Here is an 18,786-nt window from a genome sequence, read left to right on the forward strand (position 1 = left end):
GGCTTAAATCCAGCCGGTTTACTACTATTTGGCTGTGCTTCCTCTGTAGAAGCTACAGGAGTTTCGATGTCAGAGATAGGGGCTTGTGTTACCTCCTTCTCTTCTACTGGGGTAGTTTTCACTATCCCAGGCTTAAATCTCGGTTTGAAACCCGAAGGAGAAACATTTGACGTTTCTTGTGAAGTCTTTGCGTCTTCAATACTTTTGCTAGTTGGTTTGGGAGCGAATTTAGGCTTAAAACCAAGTGTAGGACTCTTTTTAGCAGCTTGGATATCCTCAGCAGAAATACTGCTAGTTTTAGGAAAGTCTACTTCTTCGGCTAATAAGTAACTTTTTCTTAATTTATTAAACCAAAATTTTTTGGAATGATCAAAGCTTTTTTCGCCCATTGCCCTATAATGAACCTCAAATTCCTTATAGAGCTCCTGATTTGCAGATTTCAATGCAAAAAGATCTATTTTCTTTTTTATAAAAAATTCTTCAAAACTGAGCATATCCAAACTTAAATAAAATGCTTTGAATTCACGATATATAGACTGTTAAAAACTTTCATGATCCGCCAGCTAGCGAATTACCATCATGGATGAACCGCTACGTAATCAAAAACCTTCACACGTTGAAGGTGTGAAGGTTTTTTAGCATCGTATCTAAGGACTTAACTAGTCCATATTGTGATAAACAGCTTGTACGTCGTCATCCTCTTCGATTTTATCGATAAGTTTTAAGACGTCAGCCGCTTCTTCTTCTGTCAATGTGCTATGAGATAACGAAATACGTTCTAGCTTGGCGGAAGTTACTTCAATGTTTTTTTCTTCCAATAAGCGTTGCATATTCCCGAAATCTTCAAAAGAAGTCTGTACCACTACGATATCATTACCTTCTTCATCAGATTCTACGTATAGTTCCTCTAGGCCTCCGTCAATCAATTCCAGCTCTAGCTCTTCTACATCCAACTCTTCTGTCGCTGGAAATCTGAAAATAGATTTACGTTGGAATATGAAATCTAAAGAACCCGTTTTACCTAAAGAACCACCTGCTTTTGTAAAGTAACTACGGATATTTGCTACCGTTCTATTGGTATTATCAGTTGCGGTCTCGATTAATACAGGTACACCGTGTGGACCATAGCCTTCATATACAAACTCCTCGTAGCCTTTGGAATCCTTTTCTGAAGCACGTTTGATTGCCGCTTCAACACGGTCTTTAGGCATGTTTACCGCTTTCGCATTTTGGATTGCAGTACGTAAGCGAGAGTTATTTTCAGGGTGAGGGCCTCCTTCTTTTACAGAAATTGCTATTTCTTTTCCTAAGCGCGTAAATTGTACGGCCATTTTGGCCCAACGCTTAAATTTTCTTTCTTTTCTAAATTCAAAAGCTCTACCCATTTCTTTTATTTGTTTGTTTTAAGATTTTCGATCATGTCCTTTGTCATGGCCTCCAGGTCATAAGCTATTTCCCAGTTCCAATCTTTACGGGCATATTCATCGTCGATACTTTGCGGCCAAGAATCGGCAATAGCTTGGCGAGGATCTCCCGAGCTGTAAGACATCTCAAAATTAGGAAGAATTTTTTTAATTTCTTGCGCGATCATTTCAGGAGTGAAAGAAATACCAGCAAGATTATAACTTGATCGGATGGTTAAGTTCTCTGAAGGTGCATCCATCAGCTGTATAGTAGCACGTACAGCATCATCCATATACATCATCGGCAAAGCGGTACCTGCCGATAGAAAGCTCTCATAGCTACCTTTAGCCAGCGCTTCAAAGAAAATATGTACCGCATAATCCGTGGTTCCTCCGCCTGGAGCTGTTTTCCAGGAAATGATTCCAGGATAACGAATACTACGGATATCCAAACCATATTTAGCATGATAGTATTCACACAGACGTTCTCCAGAAAGCTTACTGATACCATAGATGCTATTTGGATCCATTACGCAGTATTGCGGCGTCTCTACTTTTGGAGAGTGAGGTCCGAAAACAGCGATTGAACTCGGCCAAAATATTTTCTTAATACCACCCAATTCAACAGCAAGATCCAAAACATTTAATAAGCCGTTCATGTTCAGGTCCCATGCCATCTGTGGATATTTTTCCCCTGTAGCCGACAACATCGCGGCTAGAAGATAGACCTGTGTAGGTTTATGCTTTTCGAAAAGAGTTTTTACGGCATCTTTATCAAGGACATTGATGATTTCGAAGTTATGATCAGGAGCAGTGATCTGAGGCTCTCTGATATCAGTTGTAATCACATTTTCGGCGCCAAATTTGGTTCTTAGTGCATCAGCTAGTTCGGTGCCGATCTGACCGTTTGAACCAAGGATTATAATTGTTTCTTTCATTAAAATAAATATTTTACGAGCTGTTGTTTTTTCAAAGACAACAAACTCGATTATGCGATGTATAAACGATGAAAGTTGACCGCCGATATTTTTTACTAATTTAAAGGCAGAATACACTTCAACTTTCAGTGCTGCAAAGATAGGTGTTTTATCGCGTTTTTGTCAATAGTACTGCGATTTATGAACTAGTACAAAAGCCTCTCTAAAAACTTCTTTGTAGCCAGTCGCGTCATAAATTTCGACCCAATAAATATAATGTCCCGCGCGTGCTTTAAGCCCGTTGTCGTCTCTGCAGTCCCAAGTTATCTTTCCCTCAGAACTGGCGCTTTGATGGCGAATCAAACGTTTGATTAATATTCCTTTTTCATCGTAAATATGGACTGTCAACATATAGTCTGGGGCTTGTAGTTGATAATTTATTTCTAGTTTATCTTCAAAGCCATCCTCATCTGGAGACACCGTTTTCGAGGTCAAAGAAAAAATATTTTTTCTTAAAAAGTTATCCACAGTTTTTGAGTTTTTGTATCCAGGAGTAGCACTACCAACCAATGTTGACGCCGATTTGAAGTTACCGGGGCGATTGGTTTCATCTTCATAAGAAGCCCTTTCTAAAGATACCCCCTTAGGATTATTGATCCACGGGCTATGCATATCCGTGTGATAGTATAGCGAATCGATAAGAGAGGTCGGTGAAAATAACGTTACGACCCCTTGTTGATTTGGATAAGCCGGTAAGGTAGGTACTTCATAAATGCGGTCATACACTGCATTGGGATACGTTCTCTGCAATTTTTCTTTTTCTATCGTTAACACCAAAAAGTCGCTTGGTGAAATCAACAATAACCGATCCGATATGGTCCGATTCCCTAATTTCCACCCCTGAAGATCGATCGGGTGTTCCGTTTTATTATAGAGTTCGACAAAGTCGGGGCTTCCATCTTTAGGGTTAAATAGAATCTCATTGATTACGATAGAATTATACTCGGAGGGCTGTTGTTTGAAGATGAAATACGGAGGTATTGTGATCTGGGAGCCACAACTCTGGAAATCATTGATAATTAAGGTATACAGTTTGTTGTTTTCCAGTGGCTCATTAAAAGTAAGAATGAGTGTATCCTGGCCTTCACTCCAAGAGATTTCGGAAGGGTGAGGATCTGTATGATCGATAATAATTTGCTCTTTTGAAAAAACAGGAAGTATAGCCTTATCTACATTGAAAGTGATAAACATATTTTTATTACTGATTCTCGCGTCTGTGATCCCAATGTTTGGTGTATGCTTAGCATTGTATATGGAATTGGGGCTGCTCGGGGTACCACCACGCATTGCCGTAGATGAGGACCAGTTTGATGCCATATTGCAGGACCAATTGGGGTTGATACGTTCGAGACTCCACCCACCAGCTTTTTTCGAAGCACTTTCGTGCCAACTGTCTTTGTAGGATACTTCGTCTATTACCAAATCCTGTTGATAAAGGGTGATGGTAGTTCCGGTATTGTTCAAGACAGGCCAATTAGATAGGGCAATAACATTTCCGTAGCTTTCCAAAAAAGCTGCTCCCTCCTGAGGGCATAAAACCACCAGTTGCTGTGGTGCTAAGAGATAAGATGGAAGAAGTATTATTTTGTTGTTGACTTTTAAGCTGATTTCAGAAAGGTTCTGCACAGAAGTGCCATTGTTGAAAAGTTCGATATACTCAAATGCAGGGAGTTGGCTTCCCTTAGGATTTGCCATTACCTCATTAACAATGATCCCTTTGCCATATACATACGACAGGGATAAAAAAACACAAAAAAAGGTGAAAAGCAGAGCTCTCATGTGATTAATAATTGGTTCTTTGTAAGAATCGTATAGTTTCTCTATTGGGTACAAGATAAAGAATAATTTTTGCTCAAATACATCTTTGATATATTGAATATTCGGCGAGGAGGCGTATTATTTTGATAAATTAGTAAATTAATGGCTTTATACAGGTGCTTTCTGTTAATATTCATCCGTTTAAAATAGAAAAAATGTAATTTTTTGTATCGATTACTCCTCTTTATTTGCTATGTTTGGCATCGTGAACTTAGCGTAATAAGTCACGTAAGTACTAAAAATTATAAGAAAATGAAAGTAGCAGTAGTTGGCGCAACAGGGCTTGTTGGGTCAGAAATTTTGACGGTATTAGCGGAAAGGAACTTCCCCGTAACAGAATTAATTCCAGTTGCCTCTGAAAGAAGTAAGGGTAAGGAAATTGAATTCAACGGTAAGAAGTTTAAAACGGTTACTCCTGATGAAGCTATTGCATTGAAACCACAAGTGGCTCTTTTTTCAGCAGGAGGAGGCGTATCAACGGAGTATGCACCTTTATTTGCAGCAGCAGGAATCACGGTGGTGGACAACTCATCAGCATGGCGGATGGATCCATCCAAAAAACTAGTGGTGCCAGAAGTAAATGGAGATGTGTTGACGGCGGAGGACAAGATTATCGCTAATCCCAATTGTTCAACCATTCAGATGGTTGTCGTGTTAAAGCCGCTACACGAAAAATATAAAATAAAGCGAGTAGTAGTATCTACGTATCAATCGGTAACTGGTACAGGGGTAAAGGCAGTGCAGCAATTGAAGGACGAAAGAGCAGGATTAGAAGGAGAAAAAGCATACCCTTATCAAATAGATCTTAATGTTATTCCACACATCGATGTTTTTCAGGAAAATGGGTATACCAAAGAAGAGATGAAGATGATTCAGGAGACAAATAAGATCATGCAGGATGATTCGATCAAAGTGACCGCTACTACCGTACGTATACCAGTGATGGGAGGGCATTCGGAGTCTGTGAATATCGAGTTTGAAAATGATTTTGATGTAGAAGAATTAAGAGGTCTACTTAGAAATCAAGAAGGGGTGATCGTTGTCGATAATCCCGCTAATTTAGAGTATCCAATGCCTAAAGATGCACACGGTAGAGACGAAGTATTTGTAGGGCGTATCCGTAGAGACGAATCACAGGCAAATACAGTAAACCTTTGGATTGTTGCTGATAATTTGAGAAAAGGAGCTGCGACAAATGCTGTACAGGTTGCCGAGTTACTTAATAAAAAAGGCTTAATTTAACGAACTAACCGTAAACATATATATACCAAAAAATGTCCTCATTCGAGGGCATTTTTTTGATTATAACGTAATGATTAACTCTGTGTGGAGAGTAAAAATGAAAGCTTGCGAGCTCACCGTAGGTAATCTGTCATTGGTAACCTGAGGAACAGCCTGTCCCAGCTTGCCCCGAATCATCGGGGAGAACCGGGAACGGTGTGGCAATCTAATTTGCTTAAATACAGATTGCTTTGTAATCCCGAAGCGTAGGGTAATAAAAAAGGCGAATACTGATTTAGTATTCGCCTTTTTTATGCTGTTATAGCAATTATTAATTAACGTACTTGTGTAAATACCCAAGTGTCATCAAATTTCGTTGCACTGTTCATTCCAGTAGTCAAGTAACCTTTTCCACCGATAGAGAATGAAACAGCTCCTTCTCTAGCATTTTGAGGTAAAGCTTGGTGTTTACTTTCCCACTTGTTTGCACCTACATCATATTTCCATACATTACCTAATACAGAAGCTTTTTTGCCACCAACTACATAGCCAAAGTTTCCGATTACAAATGTTGACGCAGATTGACGTGTTAGATCATAAGTATTAGCTGCATCCTTCAATGGTGATAACTCATTCCAATTAGTTCCATCAAAAGAATAGAAATCCTCAGGGAATTGATTGTTATCCATACCGCCACCAATATAAGCTTTACCACTTACTACAAAAGCGAAAGCGTTAACGCGTTTGTTTTTCAAAGGAGAGGTAACGTTTGTCCAAGTATCAGTCTTAGGATCGTATTTGTAAAAATCCTTAAGTGTTTTCTGTGTTTTGGTCGCTCCTGTTCCTACATAGCCAGCACCATTCAATGTAAATGCTACAGCGCCATAACGCGCTTCTCCTGGAAAGTCTGCAATTTTAGTCCATGCTTTAGTCGCAGGGTCGTATTTCCAGAAATCATTCAAAACGTCTGTACCATTAAATCCCGTTCCTACATAACCTTTACCATCAACACTGAAACCTACAGCGCCATTACGAGCTTCTCCAGCAAAATCAGTAATGCGTGACCATAAATTATTTTTGAATTCCCATGCATCTTTTGTTCTTTCATTTGTTGACAAGATACCTGTTGCTAGATATCCAGTTTCTCCGATTTGAAAAGAAGCAGCGGCACTTCTTGGATCGCCATCAAAAGCCGAATCTTTGACCCATTCTGTAGGACCTGTATCAGTTGTAGAGTCCTCATCATCGCTTTTCTTACATGAATTAAAGGCAGTCAACGAAAAAACGCAGGCCAAAACTACAACAAGCCAATTTTTCTTATTCATAAGATTATTTGAATTTAGTATATACAATATTTAATTTAATTTTTGGTTTGCCATTCTCTGTGGCTATCATTGTTCCATTAGCTGTTCCGAACAGTGCCGGAGAAGCTGTCGATAATAATAAAGAAGTTCCTCTATATTCAGGACGATTTACATTTTTAATGTAATCAATCAGATTAAAAACATAACGTCCGTTTATACCAGAGTCGTTGCCCGGTATAAAAGTCGCTTGTTGAATACTGTTTGAGAATGGAACTCTCACATAAGAGATGGGGACTCCATTACTATTCGCAATCAATAACATTAATTGATTGGGCGTCGGGTAAAAACCATAATTATTACCTGCAGTTTCTACAATCAGTTCTACTTTATTTACCGCTAAATTCTCTTCATACATGAATTCATTTAACGAAGGAATCGTCATTTTCGCTACAAGGCCACCTCCGGCTTGGATAAATACCTCGCCATTTGTAGCCGTACTACTAATCTCTCTATTTGTCGTATTTAGACTTGCATAAGCAGTCCCTGTACGATCATGTTCAATATTGTTATATTGATAAGCTTTACCTCCGGCAGAGATCACTTTAGCACCCCTTTTTAGAAAGCCATCAGAACCTACGTAAGAATAGTTGACGTTCATTTGTAAGGTGTCACTCAACCCTAAAATAGCTGTGTTTTGAGAACCAGGTACTAGGACCAGACCTTTTAAGTATTGTTGAAAAGATTCATTCGAGGTAACATTGATATCATTGGCACGTACCATATCGAAAATTTCCTGCCCAAAAGATTGATTCAATCGCACACTGATGCTATCCAAAGAACGGATAGTAGGATTGAATGTCTTGGTGCCTAAAGCTGTTGCGTCAAAATTAAATTTCTGATCATTGAAGATCGTAGGACCAGTGACATAGATTGGCGTATTATAGTTATCGATGGCATTGGTGATGTCTTTAGTGACGATCTCCTCCGTTACACGGTGTACGGCGATAGTTTGTGCTTTTGTCGTATCTCCATAAAAATATCTAGCTCTATTTGGTCTTAGTATTAAATTTACGGAATCAAAGACGGCATTCGTAGGGATATCGTTTACTAAGGTTTGCAGCTGCACTAAGAAATAGGAGGAGGACTTTAGCGATCCAACTTTAGGTTGTGTCGATTTGCCAACTAGTAAAGTTCCAGTACCTGCAGAAGGCATGTTTAATAATTGAAATGTAGACGTATTAATCGTCATGGAGTCAACAACAACAATACCCATATTCTCGTTGGGATTTTCCAAGGACACGTTCATCTCTTTGTCACAGCTAGTAAAGGAAACTGTCGTCGCAAGTAAAAATAGAAATAAAAGGTATTTAAAACGTAATAATTGCCTCATATATATTAGTTGACATGCAAATGTAAGTAATACGTATTGTTAATATGTGTTATAATTTGTTAAATATGACCCTAAACAATTCGTCGTGCAAATCTAAGAATTTAAATTTGTTTTAATCATGTTAAAAAAGTATAAAATATTGATGTTGATGATCGTTCTTTCCCTTGTTGGGATAGGCGGTATTGTGGGCGTTTGGCTTTATGGGGGGTATGTTAATAGGCGTGAGATCTTTGTGAACGAAGTAGAGAGAGGTCTTTTTAATGCCATTCAATCCTCTTATGCAGATCACGAGGGGATAATCAATGAAAAAAGAAACAAGAGTATTGCCAAAGAAGGTAAGCTTTTTGTATCACGTATCAAATCGTTGTATTCCAATGTTGATGAGATCAAAATACAGAATCTTTGGGATAGCCTTGCGCGTGAACGTATGCGACGGTATGCGGAGCGACGAGAGGCAAAAAAAGACGAGGGAGAGCCTGTTGCAATTATGCCTTCCTTCATGTTGCAAAATATCGATTTCAATGATAGTACGCTTCACGAGGTCAACATTCTTTTGCGTGAATCCCTAGCCGTTAAGGGGATCACAACTCCTGTGACCGTAGATATCAAAACCATAACCGATGAAGACCGGCCCCGCGGCCCACATCGAATAAAAGTTGATTCCAGTGGTACAATTTCAACTCGGCCTATATTGGTTAATTCTGCACAGGATCAGTTTCTCTTAGCCCAATTTGAACAACCCATTTTCTATCTCTTGGGTAAGATGGCTATACAGCTTATTGTTTCTGTTTTGTTGATTTTGGCATTAATTGGCGCTTTTATTTACTTGTTATGGACTATCAATAGACAAAATAAATTAGCACTCTTACGCAAATCCTTTGTCAATAATATGACACACGAGCTTAAAACCCCTGTTGCCACAGTAATGGCAGCAGTGGAGTCTATTCAGCGTTATGGAGCCAGGGATGATAAAAGTAAGATGGAAAAATACTTAGATATCTCGCATCGCGAATTAGAGCACCTATCTAATATGATAGAGAAGGTACTGCAGCTCGATATCGATGAGGTAAAGGGGATCGTGATGCAAAAGACAAACGTCGATTTAGTACAACTACTTGAAGAAGGAGCAGAGATCGCGCAATTGGGAGCCAAGAAGACTGTAGTTATTGATTTTGGGAATAATCTTAAAGAATTTTCAGTTCAAGCGGATTCGGCGCACTTAAAAAACGTGATAAGTAATTTATTGGACAATGCTATCAAATACTCTGGCGAGTCCGTCAAGATTCAGATTAGGTTAAGAAGAGAAACCGAATTTGCACGGATATCTATTTCCGATGATGGTTTGGGAATTGACGGAAGCTATTTAAAAGATATATTTGATATGTTTTTTAGAGTGCCTAGCGGCAATCTACACCCTATTAAGGGCTTTGGGCTAGGGTTGGCCTACGTCAAGCAGGTGGTAAAACAGCATGGCGGAAGTGTTGAAGTAGACAGTACATTAGGAAAAGGAACTATATTTATACTATCAATACCCATTGGATGAATAAAGTGAAGATATTATACGTTGAGGATGAGCAGAGTTTGGCTCTTATTGTAGCAGATAGTCTAGAGGATCATGGTTTCGAAGTCGTACATCGCGAAAATGGACAAGATGCTTTAAATTATTTTAAGCGCGAGAATGCTGATATCATCATACTAGATGTTATGATGCCGTTGATGGATGGTTTTACTGCAGCGACTGAGATTCGTAAAGTAAATCCGCATGTGCCTATATTATTTCTTTCCGCATTGACACAGACAGAAGATGTTGTAAAAGGGTTTCATTTAGGAGCAAATGATTATATCCGCAAACCCTTCAAAATTGAGGAACTGATCGTGCGTATTGAAGCATTGTCTAAGCGCGCAAAGAAAAGTGTACGCGCCTTGTACGAAATAGGAGACTATCTGTTGGATACCGGTAAGAATGCGTTGCGGCATGTTTCGGGAGAAGCCAAGCTTTCCTATCGCGAGACCGAATTGATCCGACGCCTTTTCGAAAGCAAAGATAGCGTAGTTCCACGTGAAGATATTATTAAAACTTATTGGGGCGACGATACCTATTTTACCGGACGTAGTCTGGATGTGTTTATCAGCCGGATTCGAAAATATTTCGCGTATGATGAAAGGGTCAAGATTACAAATGTAAGAGGGATTGGTTATATCATGAATATTGACTAATTTAAGGGAATGAAAGCATTAATAATTGTAGATCTTCAAAACGATTTTCTTCCAGGCGGGGCTCTTGAGGTGCCTAATGGAGATCAGATTATTGACACAGTTAATGCGCTGCAGTCTCGATATGACCTCGTTATTGCGACCCAGGACTGGCATCCAAGCAACCATAAAAGCTTTGCCGCGCAACATCCAGATCATAATATCTTCGATCGTATTGATCTCAATGGACTAGATCAAGTATTGTGGCCAAACCATTGCGTGCAGGGTACTAGAGGATCTCAATTAGCCAGTACTTTACATCAAGAATGCATAGAAGCAATATTTAGAAAAGGTATTGATCCTACTATAGATAGTTACAGCGGTTTTTATGATAATGGTAGACGTAAGAATACAGGACTGCATGGTTATCTACAGAACCGGGATATTACCGAAGTACATATTTGTGGTTTAGCCGCAGATTTTTGTGTCTATTTTACAGCTATGGATGCTTTAAGTCTAGGATACCGAACGGTCATCTTGTCAAAGGCCACCAAACCAATTGACAAAGAAAGCTACATGGACAAAAAACAAGCTTTTATACAGGCAGGCGGACTCTTTATCTAATTTCTTTTTCTACCGCCTCCTATCTGACCACCAAACTGTCGAAGGTTATAGGTGAAAGACAGTAAAAAATAGCGGTTTAGTGTGTTTGATGTGACATCAGAAATGTTATTATCATTAACTCTCCTGTTGACATTCTGTGCATTGTTTAGCAGGTCGAAACCTTTAAAGGCCAATTCCCCGTTTTTACGTTTTAGAAGTTTGTAACCTATGGATGCGTTCCAGATGGATGTTTCAATACCAGGACTTCCCATGATGCCTCCATTGAGTAAATACATGAATTGTGATGAAAGAACCAGTTTTTTAAAGAGCTCGACCGTCATATTATTGTTTATTCGATGCGTGAACACTTCGTAGCGTGGTACCCGTGCTATCGGGTTTTGGGTATATCTTCCATCTACATTATAACTTAATCCAATGACATACTGTTTGCTGAAATTCGAATTAAAACCAATACTCTGTCCAAAACCATAGGAAGTGCTATTGACAATATCTCCATTTATTTTTGCGAGATCATTATTGTAGAAAAGCCTAGTATTTGTGTGTATATTAATTTTTAGCGGTTTGATGGGGAGGCCATAGCTGTTGTTTACGCGCACAGTATAAGCGCCATTTACATTAATAGGTACTGTATATTGCCCTCCAGCTCCAAGTACCACATCGTCAAATAAGATTAGAGTTGTGTCGGTCATGAATACCGAATTGATTATTTTATCATTAATGTATTCAAAGGTCGCATTACTCGTTAATGTCCGTCCTGAGATCTTGTTTACATCCTTGTACTGCAACTTTAAGGTATGCGCGTACTCTTGATCCAGGTTTGGGTTACCGTTGGTGATACGGAGCTCATTTTGATTGTTTACGAAATCCTGCAATTGATCTATATTAGGTGTATTCGTCTGTGTAGTATAGTTAAATTCCAAATTTCTTTCTTTCGAGAATTTGTATACTGCCGTGAATTCAGGAAGCAAGCTGCTGAAGTCAGCCTTAGTTCGTAGATTCAATGGCACAGTACGGTTATTGATGCGAATACCATGTTGATAATTTAATCCTGCCTGAATCCGAAGAGAATCCTTCTTATTATAAGAATAAGACATGCCTGCACTATGGTAGTTATAGTCATTTCTGAATTCGTTCGAAAGCCTATCTTTTAATTCCCCCAGTTGTCCTGTTTCTGCCAAAAATTCAAAGGTTTCTCGATTAGAATAGTTTGCCGTGTTTCTGAAATTATAATTAGCCTGCAGTCGACTACGGCTTGAGAGCGGCTCGGTGAGAGACAGTCGAGCACTAACACCAGATCCGTAACCATTGGTTATACTTTGGTTGTTATTTGTGTCTCTACGGGTCAATAATGAATCCTTATAATAAGAGGTCATAGCAAGATTGAGCCCCAGCGCATCGTTTGTGCTTTTATTTCCATTAATACTCAACGATATCGATCTTCCTTTTTTTGAAAATCGATGCATATAAGTCAATGCACCACCAAAATTTAAATTTTTATTATCATTATCATTCGACCGTACAGACTCATTGATAGGGTCGATACGTTCTCTCGTTGTTCGACTGTGGGAACTGTTCTGCCTGAATCCCTGAGAGTAGTTGAAATTCGGAGAAAAATCAATTCGATTTACCGAGTCAATATCCCATTTTATACGACCATTGAACTTATGTTCTTTACTTAAGTTGTCTGAAAGCTGTTCTTGGGTTCTAAATTGATTCGCCTGTTTGTCATTGAGGTATTCAATATTCGACTGCGTATTTGTTAGCGTAGACAGCGACTTGAAGTTATAGTCTCCACTCACCTCCATCTTTTTGTTTAGGTACGTGTTGGTAAAGTTGATTGCGCCCGCATAAGTATCCGACAATCCTCTTTCCGTATTGTTGTTTCCTCTTCGGCCACCACCACGTCCCTGTTCCGCAAAGTTCGTTTCGTTGATATTGTTGGCCATAAGATTTATAGCATATTTCTTATCGCCGTCGAATGCATTTATTGAAGTATTTATCCCAAATTTGTCACCATTGCCCTTTCCCCCGTTGGCCTTGCCAAAATAACCGTGTCTTTTGTCCGGTTTAGTGACGATGTTGATTACCTTATTACGTTTGCCATCATCAAATCCTGAAAAACGGGCCTGTTCCGATTTCTCATCAATCAGTTGGATTTTGGCAATAATTTCAGCAGGTAAGTTCTTTAGAGCAATTCGTGGATCCGAACTGAAAAATTCTTTTCCGTCGACAATGATCCGTGTGACTTTTTCACCATGTGCTTCCACATTTCCCTCTTCGTCGATCATAACTCCTGGAATTTGTGCTACCAGTTCGTCAGCATCCGCATATTCTCTTGTCGAAAAGTTTTTAGCGTCAAACTCTAATGTATCTCCCTTCATTACGATGGCCTGAGGAGCCGTGATCTCTACCTCTTCAATAGCTATCTCAGCAGGTTCTAGACGAAAAAAGAGGTATATCGGTTTTCCCTCTACAGTGAATGTTTGCGATTCAGATTTAAAACCGATATAATTCGTGCTAATAGTGTATTTGCCTTCTTTGAGTGTATTCTGTGCAAAAAGCCCATTTGTGTTGGTGCTAAGAGACAAGACAGAAGAGTCTTTTTGGTTTATTACTCGTAGTGTTACACCCGACAATGGTTTTGATGTGGTTTTATCTACAATATTGCCGGAGATCCTATTTTGGGCAAATGCATTATGCTGTATGATAAGAAAGCATATAGTCGCAAATATAAAGTTTAGTATGCTCGGTTTCACAAGGTTTGGTATTACATATTTTGAAGCAATATTAAGTTTTTTATTTGTTAATTACTGTTACAATGTATTAAACCTTCGCGAATGCAAGGCATTTTATATAATTTTGTGCAGTTCTAAACTGTAGTATGAAGGAAAGCTCATTAAGTAGAAAGGAGAAAATTTTGCAGACAGCATTGACGCTATTTGCAGAGAATGGGTATGCAGCCACCTCAACGAAAGAGATTGCAGCTATTGCTGGTGTGTCGGAAGCTTTGATATTTAAGCATTTTGGAAATAAAGATTCCTTACTGGCACACCTGATCAAATCAGGATATCGACGGGTGTTACAGCATCACAGGGGTATGATGACTTATAAAAATGCCACTGACTTTTTACGAACCATGATTTTCCTTCCCAGTAAGTTGGTCTCTGATGAACCCTTATTTTGGAAATTGCAGGAGCGTTTATCCCATACACCATTCTCCAGGCAGCAACATGAGCAGTTTATGAAGCCAGTACAGCCTATTATTCGGCGTGCTTTTGAAGAGCTCGACTATAAAGAACCAGAATTAGAAACCCAGTTCCTATTATTGATTATTGATATGTTGTGGAAGAAAGAGGCTTGTGGGGATATTGGCAATTCATTGGATCTGGCGATCATGCTGGAACATAAATACAATCTTATTTGATGCGTTTTTGTGCGTTATTTTTCAAAACTTTCGCAAATAGTAACCGACTTGTCTGTAAAAGTGCTATTTTAGAGCCTTAATTATAAAACAACTAATATGTTAAAGTCAATTATAACGAGTGCATTTTTATGCGGTTTAACTTTGGTGGGTTTTTCGCAAAAAAAACCAGCTTTCGTTCCTTTTATCAACCAGCAGCACCAGTGGGTGGATTCGGTCTTTAATAGCTTGACCCCAAAAGAACGTATTGGGCAACTGTTTTTGGTGCGAGCACATACGAATCTAGGACAAAAATATATTGACTCTGTAGCTACAGTCATCAAGAAAGAACAATTAGGTGGACTTGTCGTTTTCCAAGGAGGACCGGTGCGTCACGTAGATATGTTCAATCAGTATCAGAAGCTCTCCAAGGTCCCATTGTTGATTACCTTCGATGGCGAGTGGGGCTTAGGTATGCGTTTGCCAGATTCTACACATTCTTTTCCTTACCAGATGACCTTAGGTGCTATTCAGAATAATAGTCTTATCTACGACATGGGACGCGAAGTGGCTAAGGATTTCCTTCGTATTGGTATGCATTTTAACTTTGCTCCAGTGGTGGATATTAATAACAATCCCAAAAACCCGGTTATTGGTTTTAGATCTTTTGGTGACAACAAAGAAAATGTGACCGCTAAATCCAAAGCATATATGGATGGAATGGTTGATGGTGGTATCATTGCTTCCTTAAAGCACTTCCCGGGTCACGGTGATACCGATGTAGATTCACATTACGACTTGCCACAGCTTAATTTTTCTAAGAAAAGATTAGATGAGTTGGAGATGTATCCCTTCAAGGAGTTAATTAAACAGGGGGCACCAGCAGTTATGGTCGCTCATATGCATATTCCGGCGTTAGATAATACCCCCAATATGCCTTCTTCTATCTCCCGTAAAGTTGTTACAGACTTATTGCGCAAAGAGTTAGGTTTTAAAGGGCTTACTGTCACAGATGCTATGGATATGAAAGGGGTAAAGAAATTTTTTCCGAATGGAGAGGCTGATGTGATGGCTATCGAAGCTGGGCATGACCTTTTAGAGGTTTCGGAAAATAGCGGAAGAGCGATTGATTTGGTTGAGAAGGCGATTAAAAGTGGAAGAATTAAACAAGACGAAATTGATGCACGTGTGAAGCGCGTATTAGCCTCCAAATATTGGTTAGGACTAAATAATTACAGTCCAACAAATAGAAATGGATTGATCAACGATCTGAATAGACCAGCTACAAAATCCCTTATTCAACGTATGGGGGATGCAGCAGTGACGGTGTTGAAGTCCAATAAACGTATTCAATCATTTGATACAAAAATAGAAACTGCAGTAGTCAGTGTTGGTATCAGCCAGGCGCAGGATTTTGAAAAGGGATTAGCTGTGCAGCTGACAAAGGGAATGAACTATTATATTACCGGAACAGAGACCGAAGAACAATTGGATAGCTTAGTAAAGGTAATCAGAGATCACAAACAGATTGTACTAGCTGTGCACGACAATCGTTCCCGTCCACGTCCAGAATTGGCTGTAAAAGAACCTGTAAAGAAATTTATCGACCAGCTTGCTGGCAGACGTACAGTTACCGTGATGTTTACAAATCCTTACGCGATCAACTCTGTTGATGTCGCCCGCAGTGCATCGATTATCTTGGCCTATCAAAACGATGACTTTATGCAACGTTCTGCATTAAAGGTATTGCTAAAACAGATTAAGGCTACTGGTAAATTACCGGTGACGATCAATAAAGAATTTGCCTACGGAAAAGGAATTTAACTGTAAAACCGTAAAATTGTTTCTTTACAATTTTACGGTTTTACCTTTTCGCTTTCGAACTCCATAACTCGTTAACTCTACTCCCCACCAAAAAAATTACCAAAGAGCATGACTAAAAGCATGGGATTGTAAACATTTTCTTCTTTTGTAGACGCTTCTTTTTATTTCATTTATATTAATGATAACTTTGACCCTGATTTATAAAATAGACTTAAGTTATCGTAATGGCACAGGAGCAGATTTCCGTTTTTGATATGTTTAAAATAGGTATCGGACCATCGAGTTCGCATACTTTAGGCCCTTGGAGAGCAGCACAGCGGTTCGTTCAGAAGCTTGTCGAACTTTCTGTTTTCGACAACGTGCAGCAGGTCAATATTTTACTTTACGGTTCTTTAGCCAAGACAGGGGTTGGTCACGGCACCGATATAGCCGTTTTACTCGGTCTTAGTGGTGACGATCCGGTTACTTTTGATGTGTCACAAGTGATGCCAAAAGTAGAGCATATCAAAACTGGAGGAAAGCTCATCTTGGGAGGTCGTCATGAAATTGATTTCAGCTATTCAGAACAATTACTTTTCTTGTTCGATCAGAGTTTACCTTTTCACCCCAATGCCGTTACATTTCAAGCTTTTCTGAATGATGGTAAAGCTATTTCAGAGACCTACTATTCTATAGGGGGAGGGTTTGTCGTACAGGAAAATGATTCTGAGACTGTATTGTCCGAAGTAGATCTGCCTTTCCCTGTTGACAGTGCACAGCAGTTGATGAGTGCTTGTATGCGTACAGGCTTAAAAATATCGGAAATCGTATTAGAAAACGAATGCTCTTGGCGTCCGGAGGCAGAGACCAAGGCCGGTATTCTACGTATTTTTCAAACAATAAAAGAGTGCATCTACAAAGGATGCCACACGGATGGTGTATTGCCAGGAGGACTGCACGTCGAACGTCGTGCGGCTAAGATGAACAAACGCATGTTGAAGGGCCGTGAATACAACGATTACGAAAGCTGGTTGGAAGCTATCCGCCAGGGAGGTCGCGACTTTGGGTATATCTTAGATTGTGTAAGCTGTTTCGCGCTTGCTGTCAACGAGGAAAATGCTTCCTTCGGACGTGTTGTTACAGCCCCTACCAACGGAGCGGCAGGAGTTATTCCTGCGGTGTTGCAGTATTATATCGCTTTTTACGATGCTTTTTACGATGATAAGGTAATCCAATTTATTGCAGCAGCATCCGAGATCGGTTCTATTTTCAAGAAAAATGCTACGATTTCAGCTGCTATGGGCGGCTGTCAGGCAGAGATCGGAGTGTCCTCGGCTATGGCGGCAGGCGCACTGACCGAATGTCTTGGTGGCTCGCAGCGACAGGTATTAATGGCAGCAGAGATTGCTATGGAACACCATCTGGGGCTTACCTGCGATCCGATAGGTGGATTGGTTCAGATACCATGTATCGAGCGTAATACCATGGGAGCCATCAAAGCCATTACAGCTGCACAGTTGGCTCTACAGTCCAATCCCGATAAAGCAAAGGTCAGCCTCGATGCGGTGGTTTCTGCGATGTGGGAGACGGCGCAGGATATGAATGTCAAATACAAGGAAACAGCGGATGGCGGTCTAGCGGTAAAAGTACCGTTGAGCTTACCGGAGTGTTAATGTAAAAGAGTTGCCAAGCCTTAGCCCTAACAAGCTAAGGCTTTTTTCATTATTTTTGCCAACATGAAATACGCCGCAATAGCTTCAGGATCGAATGGGAACTGCTACTACATAGCCAAGGGAGAAGATGTTGTTCTCGTCGATGTAGGAATCAATACAAAACACGTGGAGTTGCGTATGGCTAAGTTAGGGCTATCGCCAGCTGCTGTCAAAGCTATTTTTATCACCCATGAGCATGGAGACCATATCCGGGGCCTTTCTGTATTCTGTAAGCGATATCAGATACCGGTGTATATAACACAGGGAACCTATAAAGGTACACGCCTGCATCTGCCGGAGCACTTGGTACATATTATCAATACGGATTCCCGAACGACAGTCGGGGAATTGACGGTTATCGGTGTTCCCAAGTACCATGATGCCAAAGAGCCTTGCAGTTTTGTGGTTACCGATGGAAATATCAATGTAGCTATCTTGACAGATCTAGGTCGCGGATGTGACAATGTGAAGCAGGTGATACAGCATGCTGATATATTATTGTTGGAGTCCAATTACGATGAAGAGATGCTACGTACCGGTCGTTATTCTTACTACCTCAAAAATAGGATCAGTTCAGGCTGGGGGCATATCTCCAATCGGGAGGCATTAGAATTATTGTTGGAGAATCGTAGCCCACGACTCAAGCACCTTATCCTAGGGCACTTGTCAGGAGAGAATAATAAAGTAGATATTGTAGAACAAACCTTTGCTCCCCACTGCGAAGAAATAGAAGTATCTATCGCGATGCGTACGGAAGAAACTCCGCTATACGAGTATGTTGCAGCACAGCAGATTGTTTCAAGGTTTGTGTATGTAGAACAGCAAGTTACCGTTACACAAGAGTTGTTTTAGCGCCATCCATAAACATTTACCTTACATCTTCGTTAAAGGTCACCAATGTTGAATCAGCCCACACAAGCCCGCATTTCAACCCTGATGCC

At 39.9% G+C, this 18,786-nt stretch carries 15 protein-coding genes; 8 read left to right on the forward strand and 7 right to left on the reverse strand.

The features are described from left to right. From B5X76_RS21955 to B5X76_RS08690, 4 genes are all read right to left on the reverse strand, one after another. Positions 1-494, reverse strand: a 494-nt coding sequence (locus B5X76_RS21955) for a hypothetical protein (protein WP_079642722.1), incomplete at its 3' end; no start/stop codon positions are given. 165 nt (positions 495-659) lie between these two features. After that, positions 660-1,385, reverse strand: coding sequence for a YebC/PmpR family DNA-binding transcriptional regulator (locus B5X76_RS08680; RefSeq protein ID WP_079642723.1), 726 nt, complete (start codon positions 1,383-1,385; stop codon positions 660-662). A gap of 5 nt (positions 1,386-1,390) precedes the next feature. Then, on the reverse strand, positions 1,391-2,341 hold the full coding sequence (locus B5X76_RS08685; RefSeq protein WP_079642833.1) for an NAD-dependent epimerase/dehydratase family protein: 951 nt from the start codon (positions 2,339-2,341) through the stop codon (positions 1,391-1,393). Positions 2,342-2,503: 162 nt separating this feature from the next. Continuing rightward, the gene (locus B5X76_RS08690; protein ID WP_079642724.1) at positions 2,504-4,159 is read right to left on the reverse strand and encodes a lamin tail domain-containing protein; all 1,656 of its coding nucleotides are present in this window, start codon (positions 4,157-4,159) and stop codon (positions 2,504-2,506) included. 291 nt (positions 4,160-4,450) lie between these two features. On the opposite strand from B5X76_RS08690, the gene B5X76_RS08695 reads away from it, so the two are divergent. Beyond that, the gene (locus B5X76_RS08695) at positions 4,451-5,440 is read left to right on the forward strand and encodes an aspartate-semialdehyde dehydrogenase (protein ID WP_079642725.1); all 990 of its coding nucleotides are present in this window, start codon (positions 4,451-4,453) and stop codon (positions 5,438-5,440) included. A 314-nt stretch (positions 5,441-5,754) separates the two neighbouring features. On the opposite strand, the gene B5X76_RS08700 is transcribed toward B5X76_RS08695, so the two are convergent. Beyond that, positions 5,755-6,744 carry a Kelch repeat-containing protein gene (locus B5X76_RS08700; protein ID WP_079642726.1) on the reverse strand — a complete coding sequence of 330 codons (990 nt, stop codon included), beginning with the start codon at positions 6,742-6,744 and terminating at the stop codon, positions 5,755-5,757. 4 nt (positions 6,745-6,748) lie between these two features. Continuing rightward, positions 6,749-8,113 carry a DUF4270 family protein gene (locus tag B5X76_RS08705; protein ID WP_079642727.1) on the reverse strand — a complete coding sequence of 455 codons (1,365 nt, stop codon included), beginning with the start codon at positions 8,111-8,113 and terminating at the stop codon, positions 6,749-6,751. 118 nt (positions 8,114-8,231) lie between these two features. Here B5X76_RS08705 and B5X76_RS08710 point away from each other — a divergent pair, with 118 nt between their 5' ends. The 3 genes from B5X76_RS08710 to pncA are packed head-to-tail and all read left to right on the forward strand — an operon-like array spanning position 8,232 to position 10,930. Continuing rightward, positions 8,232-9,656 carry a sensor histidine kinase gene (locus B5X76_RS08710; RefSeq protein ID WP_079642728.1) on the forward strand — a complete coding sequence of 475 codons (1,425 nt, stop codon included), beginning with the start codon at positions 8,232-8,234 and terminating at the stop codon, positions 9,654-9,656. Then, positions 9,653-10,330: a response regulator transcription factor gene (locus B5X76_RS08715; protein ID WP_079642729.1), complete on the forward strand. Its 678-nt coding sequence runs from the start codon at positions 9,653-9,655 to the stop codon at positions 10,328-10,330. Before B5X76_RS08710 ends, B5X76_RS08715 begins: the two co-directional genes overlap by 4 nt. Before the next feature lie 9 nt (positions 10,331-10,339). Next, the gene (pncA, locus tag B5X76_RS08720) at positions 10,340-10,930 is read left to right on the forward strand and encodes a bifunctional nicotinamidase/pyrazinamidase (RefSeq protein ID WP_079642730.1); all 591 of its coding nucleotides are present in this window, start codon (positions 10,340-10,342) and stop codon (positions 10,928-10,930) included. Here the strand turns inward: pncA and B5X76_RS08725 are convergent. Further along, positions 10,927-13,686 (reverse strand): TonB-dependent receptor, encoded by a 2,760-nt coding sequence (locus tag B5X76_RS08725; protein ID WP_079642731.1) that lies wholly within the window; start codon positions 13,684-13,686, stop codon positions 10,927-10,929. The two genes, pncA and B5X76_RS08725, sit on opposite strands and share 4 nt — an antisense overlap. Positions 13,687-13,811: 125 nt before the next feature. Here B5X76_RS08725 and B5X76_RS08730 point away from each other — a divergent pair, with 125 nt between their 5' ends. From B5X76_RS08730 to B5X76_RS08745, 4 genes are all read left to right on the forward strand, one after another. Continuing rightward, on the forward strand, positions 13,812-14,354 hold the full coding sequence (locus tag B5X76_RS08730; protein ID WP_079642732.1) for a TetR/AcrR family transcriptional regulator: 543 nt from the start codon (positions 13,812-13,814) through the stop codon (positions 14,352-14,354). Positions 14,355-14,450: 96 nt separating this feature from the next. Continuing rightward, on the forward strand, positions 14,451-16,154 hold the full coding sequence (locus B5X76_RS08735) for a glycoside hydrolase family 3 protein (protein ID WP_079642733.1): 1,704 nt from the start codon (positions 14,451-14,453) through the stop codon (positions 16,152-16,154). A 224-nt stretch (positions 16,155-16,378) separates the two neighbouring features. Beyond that, positions 16,379-17,806 carry an L-serine ammonia-lyase gene (locus B5X76_RS08740; RefSeq protein WP_079642734.1) on the forward strand — a complete coding sequence of 476 codons (1,428 nt, stop codon included), beginning with the start codon at positions 16,379-16,381 and terminating at the stop codon, positions 17,804-17,806. A gap of 63 nt (positions 17,807-17,869) precedes the next feature. Beyond that, on the forward strand, positions 17,870-18,697 hold the full coding sequence (locus tag B5X76_RS08745) for an MBL fold metallo-hydrolase (RefSeq protein ID WP_079642735.1): 828 nt from the start codon (positions 17,870-17,872) through the stop codon (positions 18,695-18,697). The last annotated feature ends 89 nt before the right edge of the window (positions 18,698-18,786 follow it).

Source organism: Sphingobacterium nematocida, assembly GCF_900168125.1.
GTDB lineage: Bacteria > Bacteroidota > Bacteroidia > Sphingobacteriales > Sphingobacteriaceae > Sphingobacterium > Sphingobacterium nematocida.